The organism is uncultured Oribacterium sp., assembly GCF_902481605.1.
Taxonomy (GTDB): Bacteria; Bacillota; Clostridia; order Lachnospirales; family Lachnospiraceae; genus Oribacterium; species Oribacterium sinus.
In genome coordinates, this window is sequence record NZ_CABSXI010000033.1 from 1 (window position 1) to 23854 (window position 23854).

Here is a 23854-nt window from a genome sequence, read left to right on the forward strand (position 1 = left end):
AGAAGTAAAATCTACTGGGGAATAGATGAGTAGAATTTACTTTTTCATTTTTGAAGGGAAATACAGCAATAGCATTTTGTGGAAAAATCTTCCTTCTTATGGTATAGTTCCGAATGATTCTATTGCATGAAAGATGAGTTTTATGGGGGATATGCCTTAGATTTAGGAAAGGCCCCCCCTATTCCTTCTTTATAGGAGACAGAATGGAAAAAATTAAGCAAGAGCGAATTCGCAATTTTTGTATTATCGCCCATATCGATCACGGAAAATCCACTTTGGCGGATCGTATCATTGAAATGACGGGCACCTTGACGGAAAGAGAGATGCAGTCTCAGGTTCTGGACAATATGGACATTGAGCGGGAACGAGGAATCACCATCAAATCCCAGACCGTTCGTATTGTGTATAAGGCGGAGGATGGGGAAGAATACATCTTCAATCTTATCGATACTCCCGGACACGTGGACTTTAACTATGAGGTAAGCCGTGCATTGGCGGCCTGTGACGGTGCTATTTTGGTGGTGGATGCCACACAGGGAATTCAAGCCCAGACTTTGGCCAATACCTATTTGGCCTTAGATCATAATCTGGAAATTATTCCGGTCATCAATAAAGTAGACCTGCCCTCTGCGGATCCGGATCTGGTAGCCCATGAAATTGAGGACGTTATCGGGCTTGAAGCCCTGGATGCTCCCCGAATTTCCGCGAAAACCGGTTTGAATGTGAAAGAGGTATTGGAAGCGGTGGTAAAGCGTCTTCCTCCTCCCGGCGGTTCTATTGAGAATCCCTTGCAGGCCTTGGTTTTTGACTCCTTATATGACAGCTATAAGGGAGTTATCATTTTCTGCAGAATTAAGGAAGGTAGCGTTAAAAAGGGCAGCAATATTCGTTTCATGGCCACCGGTGCGGAATTTACCGTAACAGAGGTGGGAACCTTTGCGCCGGGACAGTTTATCCCCGGGGAGGAATTGACTCCCGGTATGGTAGGCTATATTACCGCATCCATTAAAAATATCCGGGATGCCAGGGTGGGTGATACGGTCACCACTGTGGATAAGCCTGCGAAGGAAGCCCTTCCCGGTTATAAGAAGGTGCAGTCCATGGTATACTGCGGAATCTATCCCTCCGACAGCCAGAAATATCCGGATCTTCGGGATGCTTTGGAAAAGCTGCAATTAAATGACGCGGCACTGAATTATGAGGCGGAAACCTCTGCGGCTTTGGGCTTCGGCTTTCGCTGCGGATTTTTAGGCTTACTGCATCTGGATGTGGTACAGGAAAGATTGGAAAGAGAGTACGACTTGGATCTGGTAACCACGGCGCCCTCCGTTATTTACCATGTGTATAAGACGGACGGCTCCATGATGGAGCTGACCAATCCTTCCAATCTTCCGGATCCGGCGGAGATTGCCCATATGGAAGAGCCCATTGTGGAGGCGGAAATTATGGTGACCTCGGAATTTGTGGGCGCCATTATGACTCTTTGTCAGGAGCGAAGAGGCATCTATAAGAGTACGGAATACATTGATCAAACCAGAGCGGTTTTGAAGTATGATTTACCCTTAAACGAGATTATCTATGACTTCTTTGATGCACTAAAATCCAGGAGCCGGGGCTATGCAAGCTTCGACTATGAATTAAAGGGCTATCAGGAAGGTAAGATGGTGAAGCTGGATATTTTGGTGAACAAGCAGCAGATTGATGCCCTTTCCTTCATTGTCCACGCAGGCTCTGCCTACGAAAGAGGAAAGAAAATGTGTGAGAAGCTGAAGAATGAAATCCCCAGACAGCTTTTTGAGATTCCCATTCAGGCGGCAATCGGCGGTCATGTGGTGGCAAGAGAAACTGTGAAAGCCCTTCGTAAGGACGTTTTGGCTAAGTGCTACGGCGGAGATATTTCCCGAAAGAAGAAGCTTTTGGAGAAGCAGAAGGAAGGAAAGAAGCGTATGCGACAGTTCGGTAACGTGGAAATTCCCCAAAGCGCTTTCATGTCCGTGCTAAAGCTGGATGAGGACTAGACGGCATTTTTTCCATTCATTTTGAAACAATATTAATAATAGTAAGAAAAGTAGACGAGAATAATAGGAGGAGTAAGAAGATGGCAAAGAACTTGGATTACGCAAACATTGGGTTCGCATATCATAAAACCGATAAGCGTTACATTTCCTATTGGAAGGAGGGGGCTTGGGATGCAGGCTGTCTTAGCGAAGACAGTAACGTGGTGCTCAATGAGTCCGCAGGAATTCTGCAGTATTGCCAGCAGGTGTTTGAAGGCTTAAAGGCCTATCGCTGGAAGGATGGCTCCATCGTCTGCTTCCGTCCGGATATGAATGCGGAAAGAATGTTTCATTCCGCTGAATTTCTGGAGATGCCGGGATTTCCCCGGGATCGTTTCTTAGAGGCCTTGGATGAAACCGTAAAAGCCAACGCGGACTGGGTTCCTCCCTTTGGATCCGGAGCGACTCTGTATATCCGTCCCTATGAATTTGCCTCCGGCATCGTCATCGGGGTAAAGCCTGCGGATGAATATACCTTCCGTATTTTTACCACTCCTGTTGGCCCTTATTTTAAGGGAGGAGCGGTACCTATCGCACTGATGATTTCCGATTTTGACCGGGCGGCTCCCCATGGAACCGGAGCCATTAAGGCAGGATTAAACTATGCTATGAGCTTACATTCCCATGAAATTGCGGTGGAAAAGGGATTTACGGAAAATCTTTATCTGGATGCGGGAAAGCGGGAGTTTGTGGAAGAAACCGGTGGTGCCAATGTGCTTTTCGTAGATGAAAAGGATCGTTTGGTGGTACCGAAGTCCGATTCTATTCTACCTTCCATTACCAGAAAATCTTTAATCTACGTGGCAGAGCATATTCTTCACATTCCGGTGGAGGAGAGAGCTGTCCGTTTGGAGGAACTGAAAAGCTTTAAGGAGTGCGGACTTTGCGGTACCGCAGCGGTGATTTCTCCGGTAGGTAAAATTCAGAATCATGAGGAAGAAATTTGCTTCCCCAGCGGTATGGAGAAGCCCGGAAAAATTATGGATGAGTTATATAGAACCCTTATTGCGATACAGGATGGAGAAATGGAAGCCCCGGAGGGTTGGATTCGCCATATTCAGTAAGGAAAAGCCCTGCACAGGGAAGTGCCGGGGAAAGGATATTATCCGAAAAATCAGGGAAAGTACAGGAGCTTATTCTGCCCTTTCTACAGAGAAAAACTAAAGGAAGAAGATGAATAAAAAAGAAGAAGAAAAGGGAATAGGCTCAGTTGCGTTTTTAATTGTGATAGCTTCTACACAGGCTATTCTGTTTTTGTTTTTGCTTTTGGTCTATATCCGGACCTCTTACCGGAGATCCATGGTGGGAATCACCCTGGATCAGAAAAAGGCATATATCCAGCAAACGGTAGATAACTTGGTGCAGGATTTGGATGATCTGCATGATGCTTTGCCGAAAGAGCAGGCGGAAAAGCTTTTCCGACAAAGTATTGACCAGCATTATTATGGGGAAAACAGTTATATCTGGGTGAAAAAGGTCTTGAACTATGAAGGGGGAGACAATTATGCAGTCACCCTGATGCACCCCAGAGACAAGAGCATGGAGGGGAAATACCTTTCCACCAACGAGAAGCTTTCCGGAATTTTTCATAATAAGGAAGAATTAGATGGAATTCTACGGGATGGACAGGTTTTTACCAAGATCGTTTTCCGTAATGAGGCGGGAGAAGAGGTGGATGAAAAAATCATCTACTCTAAGCTTTATAAGCCCTATGACTGGGTTATTTCCATGGATTTGGATGTGGAGGATATTAAGAAGGATGTCCATTTCATGGATAAAACCATACAGAAGATTAACTATCGAATTCTGTTCTTTTTAGGCGGTATTTTCACCTTTGTGATTGTGTCTTTGAATCTGGTGCTGTTTTACCGTTCCAGACGGAAGTATGTTTCCAGAATTCAGGAGCTTTCAGAGGAAAATGCCATGGACGAGCTTACCGAAGCCAAAAGCAGAAAGGCCGGAAAGCGGATCCTGGAGCATAGCTATAACCGTTATAAGACCATAGGAGTCAATGCCAAGATTTTGATGATGGATGTGGATTATTTCAAGAGCTACAATGACCGCTACGGCCACAGCTTTGGAGACCAATGTCTACAGCACCTGGTGAAGGTGATTCAGGAAACGGTACGTTCCTCCGACGATGTGATTCGCTGGGGAGGAGATGAGTTCCTCTGCGTTCTGTATGATTTAAACGATATTTATGCGGAAAAGGTTTGTAATAAAATCTGTGAAGCAGTGGCAAGCCATCCGATTAAGCACGGAGAGGAAGAGCTGAATATGACCGTTTCCATCGGTTATTCCGGCTTCCATGAAAGTGATGAAGACGCGGAAGAGGTGGTAAAGCGGGCAGATCGGGCGCTTTATGACGCAAAGTATCATGGTAGAAATCAGGCCATGATGTATGATGAGGAAAATGATATTTACCGGGATCGTTAAATAATATCTCCGTAAGCTCTGCAATTTTTGCAGACAGCCTCCGGAAAGTTTTTAAAGTAAAAATTCCGCCAGCAAAACATTGGAAAGATTCATGCCCACTTCGGTAAAACGATAGTGGGCATTGTCATGTAGCAGGTAGCCTTCCCTACATTGCTTTTCCAGCACAGCACCGAAAATCTTATGCATATCGATGGAAAAGCGTTTCACAAAGTCAATTTCGGAAACGCCGGCGGTTCTTCGTAAGCCAAGGTAGAAGAACTCCTCCATTTCCTCTTCTTTCGTTAAGACTTGCAGGTCTTCACAAAGCTGTTCCTCAATGGAGGGACGGCTTTTTTGCTTTTGCGAATATGGAAATGCAGAAGAGAGAGAAGTCTCGTCAAGGCTTTTTTCAACAGGCCTTTGCCCCGACTCGACAGCGAAAGAATCTCCTTTTTCTAAAAAGGGTAAAGAGAGGTATAGGGGGAGCTTATTTGTATTTTTCCACCGCTTATGCTGAAAATAAGAAGAGGAATGAATACCAAAGCCCAGGTAGGGAACATTGGACCAGTAGCCGTAGTTATGCACGGAAAAAAAGCCCTCCTTGGCATAATTACTGACTTCATAGGGAGACATCCCCATCTTACCGGTCCATTCCTTCGTAAGGGCATCCATTTCCAAAAGCTCCTCTTCGGAGGGGATGGGCAGCTTTCCTTCTTTGGCTAAGGCATAAAAGCGGGTTCCTTTTTCGATGATTAGGTTGTAAATGGAAAGGTGCTCCGGCTTTAGGAGGCTGATGTTTTTCAAGGTTCTTTTATAGCTTTCGGGAGTCTGCAAAGGAATCCCGTTCATTAAATCAATGCTGATGTTTTTAAAGCCCAGCTTTCTGGCTTCCTGATAAGCGGTAAGAAAGGTGGAGAACTGATGCTCCCGTCCCAGAAAACGAAGCTCCTCCTCCTGGGTACTTTGTAAACCGAAGGAGAGACGGTTAATGCCGGAACGCTGATAAGCCTCCAAAGCCTCCTTGCTTGCGGATTCCGGGTTACACTCAATGCTGGCTTCCCAATCGGAATAGATGGGGTAGCAGTTTCGGATGACTTCCATGGTCTTTTCGATTTCTTCGTAAGGTACGGCGCTGGGAGTGCCTCCGCCGATAAAGAGGGATAGGACCTCATACTGCCCCTTTTGAAAATCCTTGCTTCGCCACTCCAATTCTTCCCGAAGCTTTGCCATGTAGGCGATTTTTTGTTCCTCCTTGGAAGGAAAGGAGAGAAAATCGCAGTAGGCACATTTTCTTGCACAGAAGGGGATATGTAGATATAATGCAAGAGGTTTTTTTCCTCGTTTTTCAAATGATTCCAGCAGAGTACGGTACTTTTCCATGGAGATTCCTTTCAATGTTTTCTCCACTTTAGCACAGAGCATTTTTTTCGGCAAGGAGGACAGTTTGGGATATAAAAAAGGCGAAAGAGAAGAGTTTCTGGAGGCTCAGAAGAAGATTCAGGAACATCTGAAAGAAAAGAATTTTCTGCCCCTTTATCTCCTCTATGGGGAGGAGGATTATTTGCTGTCCTATTATAAGAAAGCCTTTTTTCAAGCTTTTTCGGAAAATGAAGGTATCAACTCTATGGTGGTGGAGGAGCTTCCCTCTACGGATGAACTGATTTCCGCGGTGGAAACCCTGCCCTTTTTTGCTCCCTACCGACTTATGGTTTTTGAGGGAAAATGCACCGGTAGAAAAAAGCTTTCGGAAGATTTTATTCAGTATTTGAAAAACAGCCCCAAAGAAACGGTGCTGCTCTTTATTGAAGAAAAAGTAGACAAACGAAGCAGTCTCTATAAGGTGGTGAAGGAGAGAGGACTCTGCCTTGCCTGTATGGAGCAGGATCAGGCCTTTCTCCAGCGTTTTGCTTTGCAGCAGTTGAAAAAGGAAGGAAAGAAGATTCGGGAAAATGTCCTTGGACTCCTCCTATCCAGAAGCGGCAGCAGCCTGTATCGCATTGTGAATGCCTGTAAGAACTGCGTGGACTATATCGGAGATGGGGAAGAAATTACCCAAGAGGCGGTGGAAGCGGTGGTGGAGAAGCTGCCGGAGGACAGAGTTTTTGATTTGATCGAGGCCTTAGGCCGGGGGGATCAGGAAAAGGTCTTTCAATATTACGGAGACCTTCTGCGCTTGGAGGAAAAGCCGGCGAAAATTCAAAATCTAATTCGAAAAAATGTGGAAAAGCTTCTAGTGGTTAGAGAATATTTGACAGAAGGGCTTCGGGAGAGAGAAATGGAAACGCGGCTTTCCATGGATTCCTGGAGGGTTCGAAAATATATCGCCCAGGCCAGAACCTATACCCAATCCGGACTGCAAAGCCTTTTTCATAGCCTTCTTCGCTTGGAGGAGGAAAACAGGAAGGGGAGAATCTCTGACAGTCTTGCCCTGGAGCTGCTTCTAGCCAACCAGGCAGAGAATCTTTAGAGAAAATCACTAAAAAAGCATAAAAAACCGATTTTTTTGCGATTTTGTAAGAGAAATGAAAGAAAAACAGAATTCCTCTGTGCTAGAATGCAAAAAGCAAGGAGGATTTTTATGCTTAAACAAATCAAAAAAGGAATCGTTTTTTCCTTGAGTAGCCTGATGTTACTTTCTTCCTTTTCCATCGTGGGAAGGGCGGAAGAAGTGGGAGCGCCCCCTGTAGCCAAAGAAGATGTTATTGAATTTACAGATATCCCTGAAGGACTTGCCAATGAAATCAGCCAGGGAACAGCAGAAAGTGCAAACTATACAAAGGGTGCATCCCTTGGAAAGTTCCAGCTGGTAGGATACAGCGGAGACGGAATGACCTATTCCGGAGCAAAAACCCAAGCGAAGCATACCATTGCGGCAGACTTAACGGTACTGCCATTGGGAACCAAGATTTTTATCGGTGATACCGTGTATACCGTGGAAGACATTGGTTCCGGTGTAAAGGGAAAGATGGTGGATATTTACTTTGACACCATGGCGGAAGCCAGAGCCCTTACCCAGAAGGGAAGAGTTTACGAGGAAGTGTTCGTGGCGGTTCCCAAGCAGTAAGATTTTGAATTTATTTTTGTCCTATACCCCCCAAAAAAAATGCGTAAAAAAAGACCGATAAACTGGCGTTAGCCGGATTTATCGGTCTTTTTTACGCTTTTTCCTCTAATGTTTGTGATTTCATAAAAATTAGCCCTGATTTTTTTCAAGTGTTAAGGAATGATAATAATCGCAAACAATAGTTCCTGACAAGATAAGTATCAGGGGGAATGAAAATGCATTTAGCAACTTATAAAAAAATATAGGAAAAAGGATGTTTTCTTTTGGAAAAGTATTTAAATCCGGAGCGAAGGCTTGGAAGATTAAAACAATAAGCAGAATGAAATATCTCCAAGTATGTCTTAGATACGAAGGATAGTTTTTGCTGTTCATTTTAAACCCTTTCAAATTTAGCAATCACATTTACAATTATGGTAACAATAGCAGTAGCAAAAATCAATTAGTACAAGCTAACAACAAATCATCCGTATATTAGTGCAAGATGATTCAAAATATTGCAATTAAAGGCACTGAAAACATTGTCTTATATTAAGAAATAATTCAAAATATTACGCATTATAAAATCCAATCAAAGATATAGTGAATCCTTAAGAAGGTAAAATCAGAAGTAGAATAAGAATAGATTGAAGCCCCTCCCTCAATCGCCTATAATTCTTTTATAAAAAGATGAATGATAAAAAGAAGAAAAAACATTGGGAAAGGAGCAGGCAGGTATTCATGGAATTTACCCGGGAGCAAAGACAGGCAATAGAGACAGGGGCGGAGAAGGCCCTGGTGGTGGCGGGGCCGGGTTCCGGGAAAACCACCGTGCTTACGGAGCGTCTTTGCACCCTTTTGGAAAGGGGAGTTCCGGCGGAAAAAATCCTGCTTCTCTCCTTTACCAGAGCTTCCAGTAAGGAGATGGAAGAACGCTTTTTCCGGAAAATGGGGATTAGGGCAGGGAGACCGAGATTTTCCACCATTCATGCCCTTTGCTTTTCCCTCCTTCGAGAAGACCTTGGATACAAAAAAGAAGATCTTGTGAACCTTTATGAGAAAATGGATTGGCTTTCCCAATATTATTTGGAAAAGGGGATTCTTCGGGAGGAAGTGCAGGAGCTGCTTCCCAGCCTGATTGCCCGGATTTCCTATTTTAAATCTATAGGGGAAAGGGAGAGAATTGCCTACCTGCAAAAGGAGAAGCAGGAGGATTTTCTTGCCCTGTATCATTTTTATGAAGAGAGCAGGAAGAAGAGGGGAAAGCTGGATTTTGAGGATCTGCTTTTAGAGGTGCTCCGCATACTGATGGAAAAAGGAGACCTGGCTAAGGCCTGGCAGAGTCGTTTTTCCCATATTTTGGTGGATGAATTCCAAGACCTTTCTCTGGTACAGTATGAGATTATCAAGGCCTTGGCAAAATCTCCCAATGCCCTCTTTGTGGTGGGGGATGAGGATCAAAGCATTTACGGCTTTCGGGGAGCCAGTCCCGGTATTCTTCTCTCCTTTACCAGGGACTATCCGAACTGTGAAAGGATATTTTTAAGTGATAATTTCCGTTCCTATAGGGAAATCGTGGAGTTAAGCAAGAGGCTTATCGGAAAGAATAAGGAGCGTTTTCAAAAGAAGCTACAGGGCAGGCAGGGAAGCGGGGGGAAGGCCAAGTACTATGCCTTGGCCACCGGAAAGGAAGAAGCAAGACTTTTACTCCGGCATATTGAAGAAGCGAAGGAAGAGGGCTGTCCTTTGGAAGAGATGGCTATTCTATGCAGAAGCAGAAAGCAAATTCCCGCCTTACTGCCTCTCTTTATGGAGCGAGGCATTCCCTATAGCCTTACGGAAGAGGTGCAAAATGTCTTTCAGCACTTTGTGGGAAAGGATATTCTGGCCTATCTTCGCCTGAGCATGAATATTGAAAGCAGGGGAGAGCTTCTGCAAATCCTGAATAAACCCTATCGGGGCTTGCTTCGGGAGAAAATCCAAAGGGAGGAAAGCCCCTTTTCAGATTTGAAAAAGGCTTACAGAGGAAGAAAAGAGGAAAGAGCCCTGCTCCTTTTGGAAGCTCAGCTTCAGAAAATGCAGGAGCTGCCGGTACAGGAAAGAATCCTTTTTATCCGAAAAGATATGGGCTATGAGCAGTATCTGGAAAGCTTTGCCAAGAAGAAAAATCGGGACTTTGAGGAATTACAAAGTCTTTTGGAGGAGCTTACGGCCATGGCGGAGCAGACAGAGGGGGTGGAAGCCTTTTTCCGTTTTGTGGAGAAATTCAATGCGGACTGCCTGCAAAGGCAGAAGGAAGAAAGCGGGGAAGGGGTTCGGATTATGACCTACCACGGGGCAAAGGGACTGGAGTTTGATGAGGTCTTCTTGCCGGACTGCATCGAGGGGATTATTCCGGATGGAAGAGCCAAAACCCAAGAAGAACTGGAAGAAGAAAGAAGAAGCTTTTATGTGGCATTGACCAGAGCCAGAAAGAAAATTCACATCTATGTCACAAAAGAACGATACAGTAAAAAGGTAAAACCCTCCCGCTTTATTCCGGAGCTTTTAGGAGGGTAGGAAGGGGCGAAATGGAAAAGATTAAGATTTTAGTGGTGGATGATGAAGAAAGAATGCAGAAATTGCTGAAGGACTTTCTGAAAATGAAGGACTACGAAGTGCTTTTGGCCGGAAACGGAGAGGAAGCCATTGATTTATTTTTCAAGGAGAAAAGCATTGCCCTGATTATTTTAGACGTGATGATGCCTAAGATGGACGGTTGGACCGCCTTAAAGACCATTCGTGAGCATTCCAAGGTACCGGTGATTATGCTGACTGCCCGTTCCGAGGAAAATGATGAGTTAAAGGGCTTTGATTACGGGGCGGATGAATACATTTCCAAGCCCTTCTCCCCGAAGATTCTGGTGGCGAGAGTGGAAGCTTTACTTCGCCGTTCCGGGGTGCAGAAGGAAGAGCTTTTGGAGGTGGGAGGCATCGTGATTGATGAGGCGGCCCACAGCGTTACGGTGGACGGAAAGCCTATAGAGCTTAGCTTTAAGGAATATGAGCTTTTGCAGTATTTTGTGGAAAATAAGGGTATTGCCTTGTCCAGAGAAAAAATTCTTAACAACGTTTGGAATTACGATTACTTTGGAGATGCCAGAACCATTGATACCCATGTGAAAAAGCTTCGTGCCAAGTTAATGGACAAGGGAGAGTATATCAAGACGGTTTGGGGCATGGGCTATAAATTCGAGGTGGAATAGGAGGGTATCTTGGCTGAAAAATGTCGAAAACGAAACAGTTTGCAAAGGCGCTTTACCCTGCTTTTTGCCTTTGTGTTTTCCATGCTTTTGATTCTTCTTCTGGTGGGAAACAGCTTTTTTCTGGAAAGCCTTTATGAAAAAAGAAAGGTGCATGTGCTGGAGAAGGCTTATATGGAGCTGGATCGGATTTTGCAGCAGGGAGAGGGCTTTTCCAAGGACTTTCCTACGGAAGCGGAAAGTCAGGAAGGGAAGGAAACTGCCGCCAGCAAATATGTTCGCTTTTTAACGGAGAAGGAAAATATCTCCATTATCGTGATGGATGACAGTAGCGACGGGGTGTATACCTCCTCTGCCAATCCCCAGTCTTTGATTCGCAGGCTTTATTCGTATATTTTTGGGAAGGCGGATGGAGATACCCAAAAGATTTTGAATAAGGGGGATAATTTTTCCATTGTGAAAACCAAGGGGGAAAACAAGGAGACAGGGTACCTTGAGGCCTGGGGATATTTTTCCAACAACAGTACCTCCTTTATGATGTCCATGCCCCTGGCCAGCTTAAGGGAAGCGGTATCCTTCTTTAATTATCTTCTCTTATTTTTAGGAGGCAGTATTCTGTTCTTCGGTACCTTGGCGGTGTATTTTACCGGACGAAGAGTGACAAGACCTTTAAAGGAGCTGGCAAAACTTTCCCAAAAGATGAGCCAACTGGATTTCACCGCCCGTTTTCAGGGGAGCAATCTGGAGGAAATCGAGGTTTTGGGAGAGTCCATGAACAGCCTTTCTCAAAGGCTGGAGGATACCATAGGAGATTTAAAAAAAGCCAACAATGAACTGCAAAGTGATATAGAAAACAAAAATCTGATTGATCAGAAACGACAGGAATTTGTGGCCAATGTTTCCCATGAGCTAAAGACCCCTATTGCCCTGATTATGGGCTATGCGGAGGGACTGGGAGAGGGACTTTGTGAAGATGAGGAAAGCAGAGCCTATTATTCCTCCGTGATTGTGGATGAGGCGAAGCGAATGAACCACATGGTAAAGGAATTGATGAGTCTTTCCGCCATGGAGCAGGGAAAGGATTTACCGGATTTCAGTCTTCTGGATATGGCCAAGCTTACCAAGGGGGTACTCAGCACCATGGAGATTCTTTTGAAACAGGAAGGAATTTCCGTAGAGGTGGATATTCCGGATGGGCTTTTCCTTTGGGGAGATGAGTTCAAGGTGGAAGAAGTCTTGATGAATTATCTGCAAAACGCCATTCACCATGTGGGAGAGCCGAAGCAAATCAGCGTTTATACGGAAAATCGGGGACAAAAGACGGTGGAAATCCATGTACGAAATACCGGAAATCCCATTCCTGAAGAGGATTTACCCAGAGTCTTTGAGAAATTTTACAAGGTGGATAAGGCCCATTCCCGTTCCTACGGCGGCTCCGGCCTGGGGCTTAGCATTGTAAAGGCCATTATGGACAGCCATCATCAGGAATGTGGCTGTAAAAATACTTTAACCGGAGTGGACTTTTGGTTTACTTTGGAAAAGGGAGAGATGGGAAAAACTTAATTTCTTTGAAATTATGATGCAAAATAGTATTTCTATGCTATACTATAGAAGATTCTGAAAGGAGGACTTCATGGAGAATATGAACAATTATGAAAATGATAATATGCAGAACTGGCAGCAGGAAGAGCTACCTGTTTATCAGCGTGAGCTTTCCAGAAGACAGTACAATGTACTGATTGGTGTGCATCTGCTCTATGGTCTGGCACTAACCGCCTTTATATGCATGAAGCTGCCATATATTATGCCTCAGATTTATTCTGTACATCCTGTGGCTTTTACTGTAGGCTTCTTTGCTATATGTCTATTTGGAGGAGTTATTGGAAAAAGAGAAAACTATATTCTTTCTTTTATTAGCTATACTATAATAGTGCTTGCTTTTGGGGCGTCCCTTTCTTTTACCCTTCTATTATACCCGGTATACTTGATTTTTATTGCGGCAATTTTAACCTTTGTAGTGGTATTAACCATGACAGTGGCGGCAGTCTTTATGCCGGATGCTTTCCTTTCCTTGGGGAAAGTACTCTTTATTTCCCTGATTGGTTTGGTAATCGCTGAACTTACTTGCGTTGCCTTAGGTCTTTTTATACCAAATTTCCTTTTACTGATTGGTATTTTTATTTTCTCCTTATATGTAGGGTATGACTGGGCAAGAGGGCAGCAGTATCCATCTCTCCCAAGCTATGCTTGCTATACCGCATTACAGCTGTATATGGATATTTTTAACCTCTTTGTCCGTATCCTTCGTTTGATGGGGAGAAGAAGATAATATTAAGAAGCGAAAGAGCTGTAAGTAAGCGAACAGGATAAGGATATTTCGTATTCGTAATAAGTTCAGAATTTTTAAAGGAATTTAACAAGGAAAAGGAAGACAGGGATGTTGGTCTTCCTTTTTTCTCGCAAAGAAAGTATTGTGTTTTACGAGGAAAAAGGCACAGTAAACGAAAAGAGAATCAAATGAAAGAAGATGCGTTGCAAAGAGAAGGCCTGGAAAGAGAAGACTCGCAAGAAGAAAATCTCCGAAGAGAGGACACGCAGATAGAGAGTCTGCAAATAGAAGAGCTGCAAAGGGAACTTAGCGTTTTGATGCAGGAGATGCTTTTAAAGCATCAGGAATCGGATGGGGAAGTCTTTCGGATTTGGTGGGAGGAAGAAGGTCGACAGGAACGTTATTTTTCCCTCCAAAGAAGAATTGAGGAACTGGAAGAAGCGGAATGGAAGAAGAGAATTCTTCCCTATGCCTATGAAGAGGAAGTGTTTCATGAAGTGTAAGCATTGTCAAAAGGAAATCGAAGATTCGGCTACAGTATGCCCCTATTGCAAGACTCCCGTCATTCGGATTACGCCGAAAAAGGTTTGCGGATATTGCTATACGGAGCTAAAGAAGGGGGACAAGGTCTGCAAAGGCTGTGGCAGGAAGATTCCGGAGGAGCTTTTAAAGCTTTGGGCGGAAGAGGCAAAGTCTTCGCAAAATTCCGAGGAGCAGAAGGAAAATAAGGAGTATAGGGAAGATTCCTTGGACAAGAAGAATCCTTCAGAAAAAAGAGAAATTCTTCTCTTTTCCAAAAAGGGGAGGGAGGAAAAGCCAAGTGCTCCGGATCAGGAATTTTTATGCCTGTTGTTAAGCATTTGTCCGCCCCTTGCGGCGGTAATCTTTCGCCTTCTCTTTTCTTCCACAGGATTTCTACCCTGGCAGATAACGATTCTTTTCGTCTACTGCCTTTCTTCCATGGCCTTGGCGTATTTTTTGGAAGGAAGCATTGCCAAGCGTTGGAAAGAGGAGAAGGGGAAGGCGCTGGGAGAAGGGTACAGGAGCTTATTTTATCTTTGTCCCCCGGCTACCATTTACTTCCTTCTGAAGGAAAATGAGAAGAACCAATTTTCCTTCTTTCTGGTTTTACATTTTGCTTTATTATTACTCTGCTTTTTGCCTTTTTATTGATTTTCGGAAAATGAAGATGGACAGAAAGGAAGAAAAGCTTCTGAATAATTGAAGGAACAATGAAAGAAGAAAAGCTTCTGAATAATCGAAGGAATTATGAAAGAAGAAAAGTTTCTGAATAATTGAAGGAACTAAGAAAGGAGAACAACTTGATTTATTCCTTTTTTGCCCTGCTTTCCCGAATGAAATACATTGACCGCTGGGCTTTGATGCGAAATGCCAGGGAAGAGAATCTTTCCGAGCATTGCCTGGAGGTGGCAATTTTAAGCCATGCCTTGGCGACCATAGGAAATCTTCGCCTGGGAAAGAAGCTTTCTCCGGAAAAATTAGCCTTGAGAGCCTTGTATCATGATGCCTCCGAAATCCTCACCGGAGATATGCCCACTCCCGTAAAATATGGAAAGGAAGCTCTTCGTGCTGCCTATAAAGAAGTGGAAAAGGAGGCGGAGGAGCAATTACTTCTGGCTTTGCCTAAGGATATGCAGGGGGCGTACAGGGAACTGTTCTTTCCGGCTGAGGAGGAGAATGCCGTCTATGAAAATAGGCCCTTAAAGGCGGCGGATAAGCTTTCCGCCTTAATTAAGTGTAGGGAGGAAATCAGAGCCGGCAATCAGGAATTTTCCACAGCTTTACAATCCACAGAAAAGATCATAGAAAATCTGGCGAAAGAGCTTCCGGAGCTTCGTATTTTTATGGAGGAGTTTTTACCGGCCTACGGAAAGACGCTGGATGAACTTACGAAATCTATTTTGCAAAAATAAAAGAGCAACAGCAAAAATAAAAAGTCGGCTATATTTTTGCATTGACAATGATAGAATACTCCTATAGAATAATGATAATAATTATTGTTTTAAAACTTCTGTTACCCATAAGCGGTAACAGCTTATAGAAAAAGGAGGTAGTATGTCATTATTGAACAGGGAAGTGGAGGATTTTTCCGTTAACGCTTACCACAAGGACAGCTTTTGCACTGTGGAGAAGAAGGACATTTTAGGAAAGTGGTCTGTATTCTTTTTCTATCCCGCGGATTTTAGCTTTGTTTGTCCTACAGAGCTGGAAGATTTGCAGAACAAGTATGCGGAGTTTCAGAAGATTGGCTGTGAAATCTATTCCGTATCTACCGATACCCATTTCGTGCATAAGGCTTGGCACGATGCATCTTCCAAGATTGGAAAATTAAGCTTTCCGATGCTCTCCGATCCCAGCCATAGCCTTTCCAAGGCCTTTGAAGTATTTCCGGAGAACGGAAGCCTTGCAGAAAGAGGAAGCTTCATCGTGAATCCGGAAGGAAAGATTGTAACCTATGAAGTAAGTGCCGGAAATATCGGAAGAAATGCGGATGAGCTTCTTCGTAAGGTTCAGGCCTGCCAGTTTGTAGCTGAGCATGGCAATGAAGTTTGCCCTGCAAGATGGACACCGGGAGAAAAGACCTTAAAGCCCGGAATTGACTTAGTTGGAAAGATTTAATAAAGAATTGAATCAAGAGATTTTCCCATTCGCAATTCTGTGTTAGAATTCTGCGAATGGGATTTTTTATTCTTAAGGAGTATCCTACGCCCAGTGTGATATATCTCGTTTGTTATGGACTTCTTCATGTAGGGGAAGATTATAAAATGTAGGGTGAGATTATAAATCTTCTGAAATATAGTGTAGAAATATAGTGTAGAAATATAGTGTAGAAATATAGGGAATAAGGGGAAAGTATGGGATTTCTCTTTGAAGAGAAAGAAGATAGGAATGGAAAATATGCGGAAATCACCGGATATGAGGGACGTATCCGTCATTTGCTGATTCCGAAAATGGTGGAAAACGAAGCGGGACTCATCCTTCCGGTTCGGGTGATTGGCAGCCATGCCTTTGACGGCAGGGAGGATTTATGCTCGGTGGAGCTTCCGGAGACGGTGCACACCCTAAGAAGTTTTTCCTTTTTTAACTGTGTTCACCTTTCTCATATTCGTCTCTTTGACAGCATTGAAGATTATTATGACGGCAGCTTCCGGCAGTGCAGAAGTCTGCAGGAAATTGATGTACATTTGCTTAGAGAGGGACGTTTTCAGATTCTTAGAGATATCTTAGGGGACAGTGACAGGCAGATTCTTCTGCATCTGACGATGGAAAAAGGGGAGTGTGCCCTGCTTTTTCCCGGATATGTGGATAAGGTTCGGGAAAATACCATGGCCAGGCAGATTCACGATACGATAGAGGGCTGCGGCTACAGCTACAGACAAACAGTAGGTCGTTCTCAAATAGATTTTCGTCTTTATGATAAACATTTCCAAAGGGCTACCTATGATACCAAAGAGGCGGCGGTGTTGATTGCCCTTTGCAGACTCCGATATCCTATGGAGTTACTGGACTGGGCGAAGGAAGAGTATCTTCATTTTTTGAAAGAAGAAGGAGAATTCTCCATTTCCTTTCTCTTGGAAGAGGGAGAAGAGGAGTGGATTCGTTATTATTTGTCTTTGGAAATTTTGTCTAAGGAGGCCTGTGAGAAGGCTCTTTCTCTCTTGTGGAAGCAGGAGCGTCCGGAGCTTACGGCCCTGTTTTTAGCTTATCAGGAAAAGCATTTTCCCAAGAAAAAGGAGGAGATGTTCTTTGATATTTCGGATTTGTAAGAGGAAAAGTTTAGGGAAGAATGATTTGGAAGAAACGATGGGGGATAATGTTCACTAATCGACTGAAATTCTCGTGGATATAGTAATCTTGTGAAATTGTGTATGGAAAGGAAGGAAAATGAAGGGAAAAAGGGAAGAAAGACGTCCTACCGCCCAGGGAAGTTTAAATGACCTTGGCAGCAGGATTTTAAATCAATCTCGTTATGAACTAAGCCTTTCCATGCGGCACTTGGCCAGGGCTTTGGATAGGCTTCCCTATGAGATGGATTTTAATACCCAAAGGATGGGAACAGAGGGGGAGCGGATTCATTTTCATCCCGAGTTTATCTTTCAGCTTTTTATGGAAAGCCCACAGAAGTTAAATCGTCTTTATATGCATAGCCTGCTCCATTGCCTTTTTCGGCATATGTTTAAAAATGAAGATAAGAAGGAAGAACTTTGGAACATGGCCTGTGATATTCATGTGGAGTATGTGCTGGATTCTTTGGATGTGGATTTACTGAAAAGACCTGCGAGGGAATATCGGGAGAATACTTTCCAAAAACTGGAAGAGAAAATCAAAACCTTAAGTGCGGAGCGAATTTATCAGTATTTGGAAGAGGCGGATTTGGACTATGATGCCTGGGAACGCTTAGAACGGGAGTTTTACAAGGACGACCATGTATTTTGGAAGGTCATAGACAGAGAGGATGCTCCCGGACAGGAAGGAGAGGGGGATGGCGATGGAGCGCCCCTTCCTTTGCCGGAGGATTTTACGCCCAATGACTACCCTTCCGGGGAAGAGAAAGAGGGGGAGAAAAAGGACGGTGGTGATAATACTTCGGCTGAAAATTCCGAAGATAAGGATAAGTCTCCTCGAGAGGGCAAGGCATCAGAAGATGCTTCCCCGCAAAGTGGAACGCCCTCTAATGGAGAAGGTAAAGAAGAGAAGAATCAAGAAGCTGGGAATCAAGAACCCGAAAACCGGGGAAGCGAAGGCGAAGGAAACACGGGAGAGGGAAACTCGGGAGAAGACAGCCAAGGGGAAGCCAAGCAAGAGGATAGTCAAAGTGGGAATTCTTCCGGAAAAAAGCAGGAAGAAAGAAAAAAAGCGGAAAATCGGAAGCCCACAGGACAGGGGCAAAGAGAAGAGCGGGAAGCTAAGAAAAAGAGGGATGATCTTTCTAAGGAATGGGAAGATATTAGCAAACGAACGGAGCAGGAAATCGAGCATTCCTCTAAAGAAAAACAAGAAGAACAGGGGAGTCTGGCCTGGTTTTTGCGTTTGGAACAGAAGAAATATACGGATTTTCGAGATTTTCTCCGGAGGCTGTCCGTGGATAGGGAAGAGATGGAAGTAGACTTGGATTCCTTTGACTATGGCTATTATTACTATGGTTTAGAGCAGTACGGAAATATGCCCCTTATCGAGGAAAACGAGTATAGAGAAGGCAGAAAGTTGCAGGAGCTGGTCATTGCCATTGACACCTCCCATTCCACCAAGGGGGAGATGGTTAAGGGCTTTTTGGAGGAAACTGCCGGCATTTTAAAGCAAAAGGACGCCTTTTTCCAAAAGGTAAAGGTACATATCCTGGAATGTGATGATGAATTACGGAAAGACATATGTCTGGAAAATGTAGAGGATTTAGAACAATACAGCAAAAATTTTGCGGTAAAGGGAGGCTACGGAACGGACTTCCGCCCGGTTTTCCGCTATGTTTCGGATTTACAGAAACGGGGAGAACTGAAGAATTTGAAGGGGCTGATGTATTTTACCGATGGGAAGGGGCGTTATCCCAAGGAGGCACCGCCCTATGTTACCGCCTTTGTCTTCCCCAAGGGAGAGGATATTGATGATGACAATGTTCCCTTCTGGGCGATGAAGTTGTACCAAAGGGAGAAGGATTAGTAAAAAAGCGAAGAGACTATAAGGAGAACTTTATGAATATAGAAGAAGCAAAAGAAGAAATCAAAAGGACGGTGAAGGCCTATCACCAAAAGGATGCCTCCGGTTGCTATAAAATTCCGGTGGAACGGCAAAGACCTTTGTTCTTGATGGGACCTCCGGGAATCGGAAAAACCGCTATCGTGGAGCAGGTGGCAGAGGAGCTGGGAATCAATCTGATTTCCTATACCATTACCCACCATACCAGACAGTCCGCCATCGGACTACCTTATATTTCCAAGAAAATGTATGGAGACAGAGAGGTTTCCATTACGGAATATACCATGTCGGAGATTGTGGCCTCCGTTTATGAACAAATTGAAAAGACCGGCATTTCCGAAGGAATCCTCTTTCTGGATGAAATCAATGCGGTGTCGGAGACATTGGCGCCTACCATGCTGCAATTTCTTCAGTATAAGACCTTCGGTATGCATCAGGTTCCGGAGGGCTTTGTGCTGGTGACTGCAGGAAACCCTACGGAGTACAACAAATCCGTTCGGGACTTTGACATTGTAACCTTGGACAGACTGCGAAAAATCGAGATTCAGGAGGATTTTTCCAGCTTTAAAAACTATGCCTATAATGCAGGGCTTCATTCCGCCATCCTTTCCTACCTGGAAATCAAGAAGGAAAATTTCTACTTTGTGAAGCAGGATTTAGACGGAAAACGCTTTGTTACCGCCAGAGCCTGGGAGGATTTGTCCAAAATTATGCAGGTCTACGAGGAGCTTCATTATCCTTTGGAAGAAAAGCTGATGGCGGAATATCTTGCAGATGAAGAGGTGGCTAAGGACTTTGCCCTTTATTATGACCTGTATTGCAAATACAGAGAAATCTATCATGTACCGGATATTTTGGCAGGAAAAGAAATCAAGGATGTCAGTCTCTTTGTACAGGCTCCCTTTGACGAAAAAATCAGCTTGCTATCCCTTTTGGTGGAGGCTTTGCAGAATGGATTTTATCGTTACAAGCAGGAACAAAAAGAACAGGAGCATATCTTCGGTCTCTTAAAGAAGGCGAAGGAGAAAATGCAGGAGCTTCCCTTGGAGCAGGTACTGGGGCAGGAAGAAAGGACTTTGGAGCAACAGAGAAAACGGGCTAAGGAAGCAAAAATGCTTTCCAAAGATCAGGAAAAGCGCTATGCCCATCTGCTTACCACCCTGTCGGAGTCCTTAAAGCTTTTACAGGAACAAAGCCAAGCCTCAGAGGAGGAAAAGTTCGGGCTTCTGAAGTTTGCTTTCCAAGAGAAAGAAGAGGCAAGAAAGAAGGATGTGGAAGAAACCGGGAAGATGCTCAGCAACGCCCTTCACTTCTTAGGAGAAGTTTTTGGAGAGGGACAGGAGTTGCTGCTCTTCTTATCGGAGCTTAGTAAGAGTAAGTATGCCTTGGCCTTCTTGTCCGAGGTGGGAAATGAAACCTATTCACAGTATAACCACTACCTTTTATTGCAGGATCAGAAGAAGTCCTTGCAGGAAGAGCTTAGGGCGCAAATGGAGCTGTAAGAAGAAAATATTTCCGGATTTTTTATCATTAGCCTTAATGGCTCTCCGGAATTTAGGAATAGTATAAGAATATTCGATAAATGCACTGCATAAAATTATAAACATAATTTTTGCTTTTTCCTAGCCTTTTTTCTTGCTTTGTCTTAATATAAAGAAGATAAACCAAGCTGTTTAGATGCAGTTTTATATACATTTTTGTTGAGAAAGAGTAGGGCGCTATGGGAAAGAGACCAAGAATCAAATTAACGGTTACCGACAGAAGAGGCAAGATGGGCTGCCATAGAGGACACCATGTAGGACAGACCTTTGATTTTGATACGGAGCGGGGAGAGATTTGCCCTATGGCCATGCACTGTGCCTTTCCTTATATTGATATATTACGTTACGGCGGAAAGATTCCCGGACAAGAAGAAGGAACAGCAGAGTTTTGCTGTTCCGATGCAGATACCATTATGGTATTTAAGGCAGAAATTGTAGAAGACGAAGAAGCTAATCCCAAGCTTTAGAAGATAAAGCCGTACTTATGGAGAAGTTTCTTCGCCATTTCACAATCCTCTCCGGTATAGAAGGAGATTTGCAGAGCTCCTTCCCCTTTTTCACGGTTATGATTGATGCCGAGATTTCGGATGCTGACCATATTGGAAGCCAGAATGGTGGAAATAATGGAAATGGCTCCCGGATGATCCTGCACATGAAGAGAAATTGCATATTCGCTATGAATCAGCCCCTGGGCGGAGCTGTCCATGGAATTCCGGTATTCTCCGGATTCCCGGAAGAGCTCTGCAATACCCTGGGGCTCTTCTTTTTCTATGGAAGCTTTGATTTCCTCCAGTAAATCCTGGTAATGGGCAATCATTTGCAGAATCGGTTCCTTATTACTGAGGCAGATTTGCTGCCACATAATGGGAGAAGAGGAGGCGATACGGCTAATGTCTTTAAAGCCTCCGGCAGCCAGCTTTTTCATGGTCCCCTTCTCATCCTCTTCCTTCAGAAGCTTTACAAGACTTGCAGCAATCAGGTGGGGGAGATGACTCACACAGGCTACAGCCTTATCATGCTCCTCCGGACTCATCACAAAGGGAATGCTGCCAATGGAGGAGAGAAAACTTTTCATTTTCTCGATAGACTCTGTAGGAAAGCCCTGCCCCGGAGTTAGGAGATAATAAGCATTTTCCAAAAGAAGAGAGTCGGAGGCTTTGTAGCCGGAAGACTCCGAGCCTGCCATAGGGTGTCCACCGCAGAATCTTGAAGAAAGTCCTAAAGCTTCCGCCTCTTTCATAATGGAGCTTTTGGTGGAGCCTACATCAGTCAGTAATGTATGAGAAGGAAGCTTAGGTGCCAGCTCTCGTAAGAATTTTCGGTTCCATTCCACCGGAGTGCATAAAAAGAGAAGATCCGTATCCGAAGGAATTTCTTCAATACCTTGCAGTCCTTTTTCTATAATTCCTTCCGAAATAGCCATCTCTACGGAATGTTGATCCTTCTCCAGTACAGAAATCTTGGCATTAGGATAGGTTTTTTTGATGGCTTTCGCAATGGATCCCCCGATTAAACCCAAGCCGATTAATGTAAAGTTTTGCCATTCCATAGCGAAATCCCCCTTAGTACATACAGTATTTCCAAATTATACAGGAAAATGCCGGAGAAGAAAAGAAAGGGGAAGGAATCCTCTTTTATCCCTTAATTCCTGATTGTGCCACCCCTTCGATAAACTGTTTTTGGAAGAGGAAGAAAATCAAAATGACGGGAATCACCGCCATCACCGCTCCTGCCATCTGCATGGGATACTGGGTGGTGTACTGCCCCTGCAAGGTGGAGAGGGCAGGCCCCAGAATCATGTTTTTGGGTGAGGTGTTTACAATGAGGGGCCACATAAAGTCATTCCAAGCAAATTTAAAGGTGAAAATGCTTAGGGTCACCAGCCCCGGTTTCACCAAGGGTAACATGATTTTCCCGAAAATCTGATAGCGGTTGCAACCGTCAATAATGGCCGCTTCTTCCAGTTCCTCCGGTAGGGAGAGGAAAAATTGCCGCATCAAGAAGGTTCCGAAGGCGCTGAAAAGGTTCGGAATAAAGAGGGCGGGTATACTATCCAAAAGCCCCATTTTCTGAATAATCAGATACTGAGGAATCAGGAAGATCTGTCCCGGTACCATAAGGACGGAAAGCAGCAGAATAAAGATGACATTTTTAAAGGGAAACTTTATTCTGGCAAAGGCATAGCCTGCCATGGCGCAGAAGAGAAGCTGTGCCACTACCGTAATCACTGTAGATAAAATCGTATTAAAGTAAATCCTTGCAAAGGGCAGGGAACTTACAATCTGGGTATAAGCCACAGTAATAAATTTCTTTGGGAAAATGGTAGGTGGTATTTGCATGGCTTCACCGCTGGTCTTAAAGGAGGTCAGCACCATCCAAAGAAAGGGGAAGATGGTTACGCCGAGACCGGCAAATAAAACCAAATGAACAAGGAGCTTTTTCCAAGAAAATTTCTGATTCATCATTTTCCTCCTTTCTAATAATTTACCCACTTCTTTTGTACAGAGAACTGTATCAAGGTAATCAGCATAATTACGGCAAAAATCAAGATGGAAATGGCCGCCGCATAGCCCTTATAGCCGTAATCAAAGGCCTGTCGGTAGAAGAGCATCACCACAGTCTGGGTGGATTCATAGGCAGGGTTTGATTTCAATACCATCATATACACCACATCAAAGACCTGAAAGGCGCTGATAATGGAGGTAATCATGACAAAGAAAATGGTGGGGGTCAGTAAGGGGATGGTAATCTTAAAAAACTGAGTCAGGGAACCTGCTCCGTCAATGGCTGCCGCCTCATAATAGGTTTTGGAGATTCCCTGCATACCGGCTAGAAGAATAATCATGTTATAACCTACAGTCATCCAAAGTCCTACCAGCATAATGACGAAAATAGCGGTTTTGGAATTGGTTAGCCAGCCGATGCGAGGGCCTCCGAAGGAGGTGATTACAGCATTTAAAATACCCATTTTCTCGTTAAAAACCCATTTCCAAACCATGGCAACAGCCGCCGCCATGGTGACGGAGGGAAGGAAGTATAGGGTGCGGTAAATAGACTTTCCTTTTATCTTGGCATTCAGTAAGGCGGCAATGACCAGAGAAAGAAAGAGACCTACCGGCACGGTCACCACCACATATTTCAGGGTGTTTCCAAAGCTTTGAAAAACCTCTTTGTCAGAAAGCATCTGGCGATAGTTATCCAAGCCGATAAAATGGGTCACATTGAACTTATTGACATCGTTAAAACTGAACCAAAAGTTTTGGATGAAGGGCCAAATATAAAAGACCATAAGTCCTATGGTGACCGGGGCAATAAAAATATAAGCTGCAATCCAGTCCTTTACTTTCCAGGATAGTCCGGCCTTTTTTCCTTGTAATTTCTCCGCTGATTTCATATTTACTCCTTTACCCTAAAGAGAAAATATCCCGGAAGCTTTTTCTCCCGGGATAGTAAAGCTTATTGATTCTTGGCAAGGAATGCATCAGCTTCCGTCTTTAAAGCCTTACAAGCCTCTGCAA

General features: G+C 44.1%; 21 protein-coding genes. 17 read left to right on the forward strand and 4 right to left on the reverse strand.

Annotation, left to right across the window (positions count from 1 at the left end; genetic code table 11):
• Positions 1-203 precede the first annotated feature (203 nt).
• The 3 genes from lepA to RDQ32_RS07000 all read left to right on the forward strand — a co-directional run bounded on the left by lepA (position 204) and on the right by RDQ32_RS07000 (position 4493).
• On the forward strand, positions 204-2018 hold the full coding sequence (gene lepA / locus RDQ32_RS06990) for a translation elongation factor 4 (RefSeq protein ID WP_304072740.1): 1815 nt from the start codon (positions 204-206) through the stop codon (positions 2016-2018).
• Positions 2019-2056: 38 nt separating this feature from the next.
• A complete protein-coding gene (locus RDQ32_RS06995) occupies positions 2057-3121 on the forward strand; it encodes a branched-chain amino acid aminotransferase (protein ID WP_308579701.1) in 1065 nt (354 codons plus the stop codon).
• Positions 3122-3230: 109 nt separating this feature from the next.
• Positions 3231-4493 (forward strand): sensor domain-containing diguanylate cyclase, encoded by a 1263-nt coding sequence (locus RDQ32_RS07000; RefSeq protein WP_308579679.1) that lies wholly within the window; start codon positions 3231-3233, stop codon positions 4491-4493.
• Positions 4494-4544: 51 nt separating this feature from the next.
• Here the strand turns inward: RDQ32_RS07000 and hemW are convergent, their stop codons facing one another.
• The gene (hemW, locus tag RDQ32_RS07005) at positions 4545-5852 is read right to left on the reverse strand and encodes a radical SAM family heme chaperone HemW (protein ID WP_308579681.1); all 1308 of its coding nucleotides are present in this window, start codon (positions 5850-5852) and stop codon (positions 4545-4547) included.
• 64 nt (positions 5853-5916) lie between these two features.
• Between hemW and holA the strand changes: the two genes are divergently transcribed.
• The 14 genes from holA to RDQ32_RS07075 all read left to right on the forward strand — a co-directional run bounded on the left by holA (position 5917) and on the right by RDQ32_RS07075 (position 20803).
• Positions 5917-6939: a DNA polymerase III subunit delta gene (gene holA / locus RDQ32_RS07010; protein ID WP_308579682.1), complete on the forward strand. Its 1023-nt coding sequence runs from the start codon at positions 5917-5919 to the stop codon at positions 6937-6939.
• 111 nt (positions 6940-7050) lie between these two features.
• Positions 7051-7536 carry a 3D domain-containing protein gene (locus tag RDQ32_RS07015; protein WP_040649514.1) on the forward strand — a complete coding sequence of 162 codons (486 nt, stop codon included), beginning with the start codon at positions 7051-7053 and terminating at the stop codon, positions 7534-7536.
• A gap of 717 nt (positions 7537-8253) precedes the next feature.
• Entirely contained in the window at positions 8254-10071 is a 1818-nt protein-coding gene (locus RDQ32_RS07020; RefSeq protein ID WP_308579683.1) for an ATP-dependent helicase, read from the forward strand.
• An 11-nt stretch (positions 10072-10082) separates the two neighbouring features.
• A complete protein-coding gene (locus tag RDQ32_RS07025; protein ID WP_007157985.1) occupies positions 10083-10757 on the forward strand; it encodes a response regulator transcription factor in 675 nt (224 codons plus the stop codon).
• Positions 10758-10766: 9 nt separating this feature from the next.
• Positions 10767-12317 (forward strand): HAMP domain-containing sensor histidine kinase, encoded by a 1551-nt coding sequence (locus RDQ32_RS07030; protein WP_308579684.1) that lies wholly within the window; start codon positions 10767-10769, stop codon positions 12315-12317.
• A gap of 70 nt (positions 12318-12387) precedes the next feature.
• On the forward strand, positions 12388-13083 hold the full coding sequence (locus RDQ32_RS07035) for a Bax inhibitor-1 family protein (RefSeq protein WP_308579686.1): 696 nt from the start codon (positions 12388-12390) through the stop codon (positions 13081-13083).
• A 188-nt stretch (positions 13084-13271) separates the two neighbouring features.
• Positions 13272-13586, forward strand: a complete 315-nt coding sequence (locus RDQ32_RS07040) for a hypothetical protein (RefSeq protein WP_308579688.1) — start codon at positions 13272-13274, stop codon at positions 13584-13586.
• Complete coding sequence (locus RDQ32_RS07045) at positions 13576-14256, forward strand: zinc ribbon domain-containing protein (RefSeq protein WP_308579690.1); 681 nt, start codon at positions 13576-13578, stop codon at positions 14254-14256. Before RDQ32_RS07040 ends, RDQ32_RS07045 begins: the two co-directional genes overlap by 11 nt.
• A 149-nt stretch (positions 14257-14405) precedes the next feature.
• Positions 14406-15017, forward strand: coding sequence for a 5'-deoxynucleotidase (yfbR, locus tag RDQ32_RS07050; RefSeq protein ID WP_308579691.1), 612 nt, complete (start codon positions 14406-14408; stop codon positions 15015-15017).
• 142 nt (positions 15018-15159) lie between these two features.
• Positions 15160-15723, forward strand: a complete 564-nt coding sequence (gene ahpC, locus RDQ32_RS07055) for an alkyl hydroperoxide reductase subunit C (RefSeq protein ID WP_308579692.1) — start codon at positions 15160-15162, stop codon at positions 15721-15723.
• A gap of 236 nt (positions 15724-15959) precedes the next feature.
• Complete coding sequence (locus RDQ32_RS07060; RefSeq protein WP_308579693.1) at positions 15960-16871, forward strand: leucine-rich repeat domain-containing protein; 912 nt, start codon at positions 15960-15962, stop codon at positions 16869-16871.
• 118 nt (positions 16872-16989) lie between these two features.
• Positions 16990-18759 carry a VWA-like domain-containing protein gene (locus tag RDQ32_RS07065; protein WP_308579695.1) on the forward strand — a complete coding sequence of 590 codons (1770 nt, stop codon included), beginning with the start codon at positions 16990-16992 and terminating at the stop codon, positions 18757-18759.
• A 32-nt stretch (positions 18760-18791) separates the two neighbouring features.
• Positions 18792-20297 (forward strand): AAA family ATPase, encoded by a 1506-nt coding sequence (locus tag RDQ32_RS07070; RefSeq protein ID WP_308579697.1) that lies wholly within the window; start codon positions 18792-18794, stop codon positions 20295-20297.
• A gap of 218 nt (positions 20298-20515) precedes the next feature.
• Positions 20516-20803: a TIGR04076 family protein gene (locus RDQ32_RS07075; RefSeq protein WP_308579699.1), complete on the forward strand. Its 288-nt coding sequence runs from the start codon at positions 20516-20518 to the stop codon at positions 20801-20803.
• Here the strand turns inward: RDQ32_RS07075 and RDQ32_RS07080 are convergent.
• The 3 genes from RDQ32_RS07080 to RDQ32_RS07090 all read right to left on the reverse strand — a co-directional run bounded on the left by RDQ32_RS07080 (position 20800) and on the right by RDQ32_RS07090 (position 23730).
• A complete protein-coding gene (locus RDQ32_RS07080) occupies positions 20800-21885 on the reverse strand; it encodes a prephenate dehydrogenase (RefSeq protein WP_308579700.1) in 1086 nt (361 codons plus the stop codon). The genes RDQ32_RS07075 and RDQ32_RS07080 overlap by 4 nt on opposite strands.
• 85 nt (positions 21886-21970) lie before the next feature.
• Positions 21971-22798 (reverse strand): carbohydrate ABC transporter permease, encoded by an 828-nt coding sequence (locus tag RDQ32_RS07085; protein ID WP_304069494.1) that lies wholly within the window; start codon positions 22796-22798, stop codon positions 21971-21973.
• 14 nt (positions 22799-22812) lie between these two features.
• Positions 22813-23730 carry a carbohydrate ABC transporter permease gene (locus RDQ32_RS07090; protein ID WP_007157971.1) on the reverse strand — a complete coding sequence of 306 codons (918 nt, stop codon included), beginning with the start codon at positions 23728-23730 and terminating at the stop codon, positions 22813-22815.
• Positions 23731-23854: the final 124 nt, after the last annotated feature.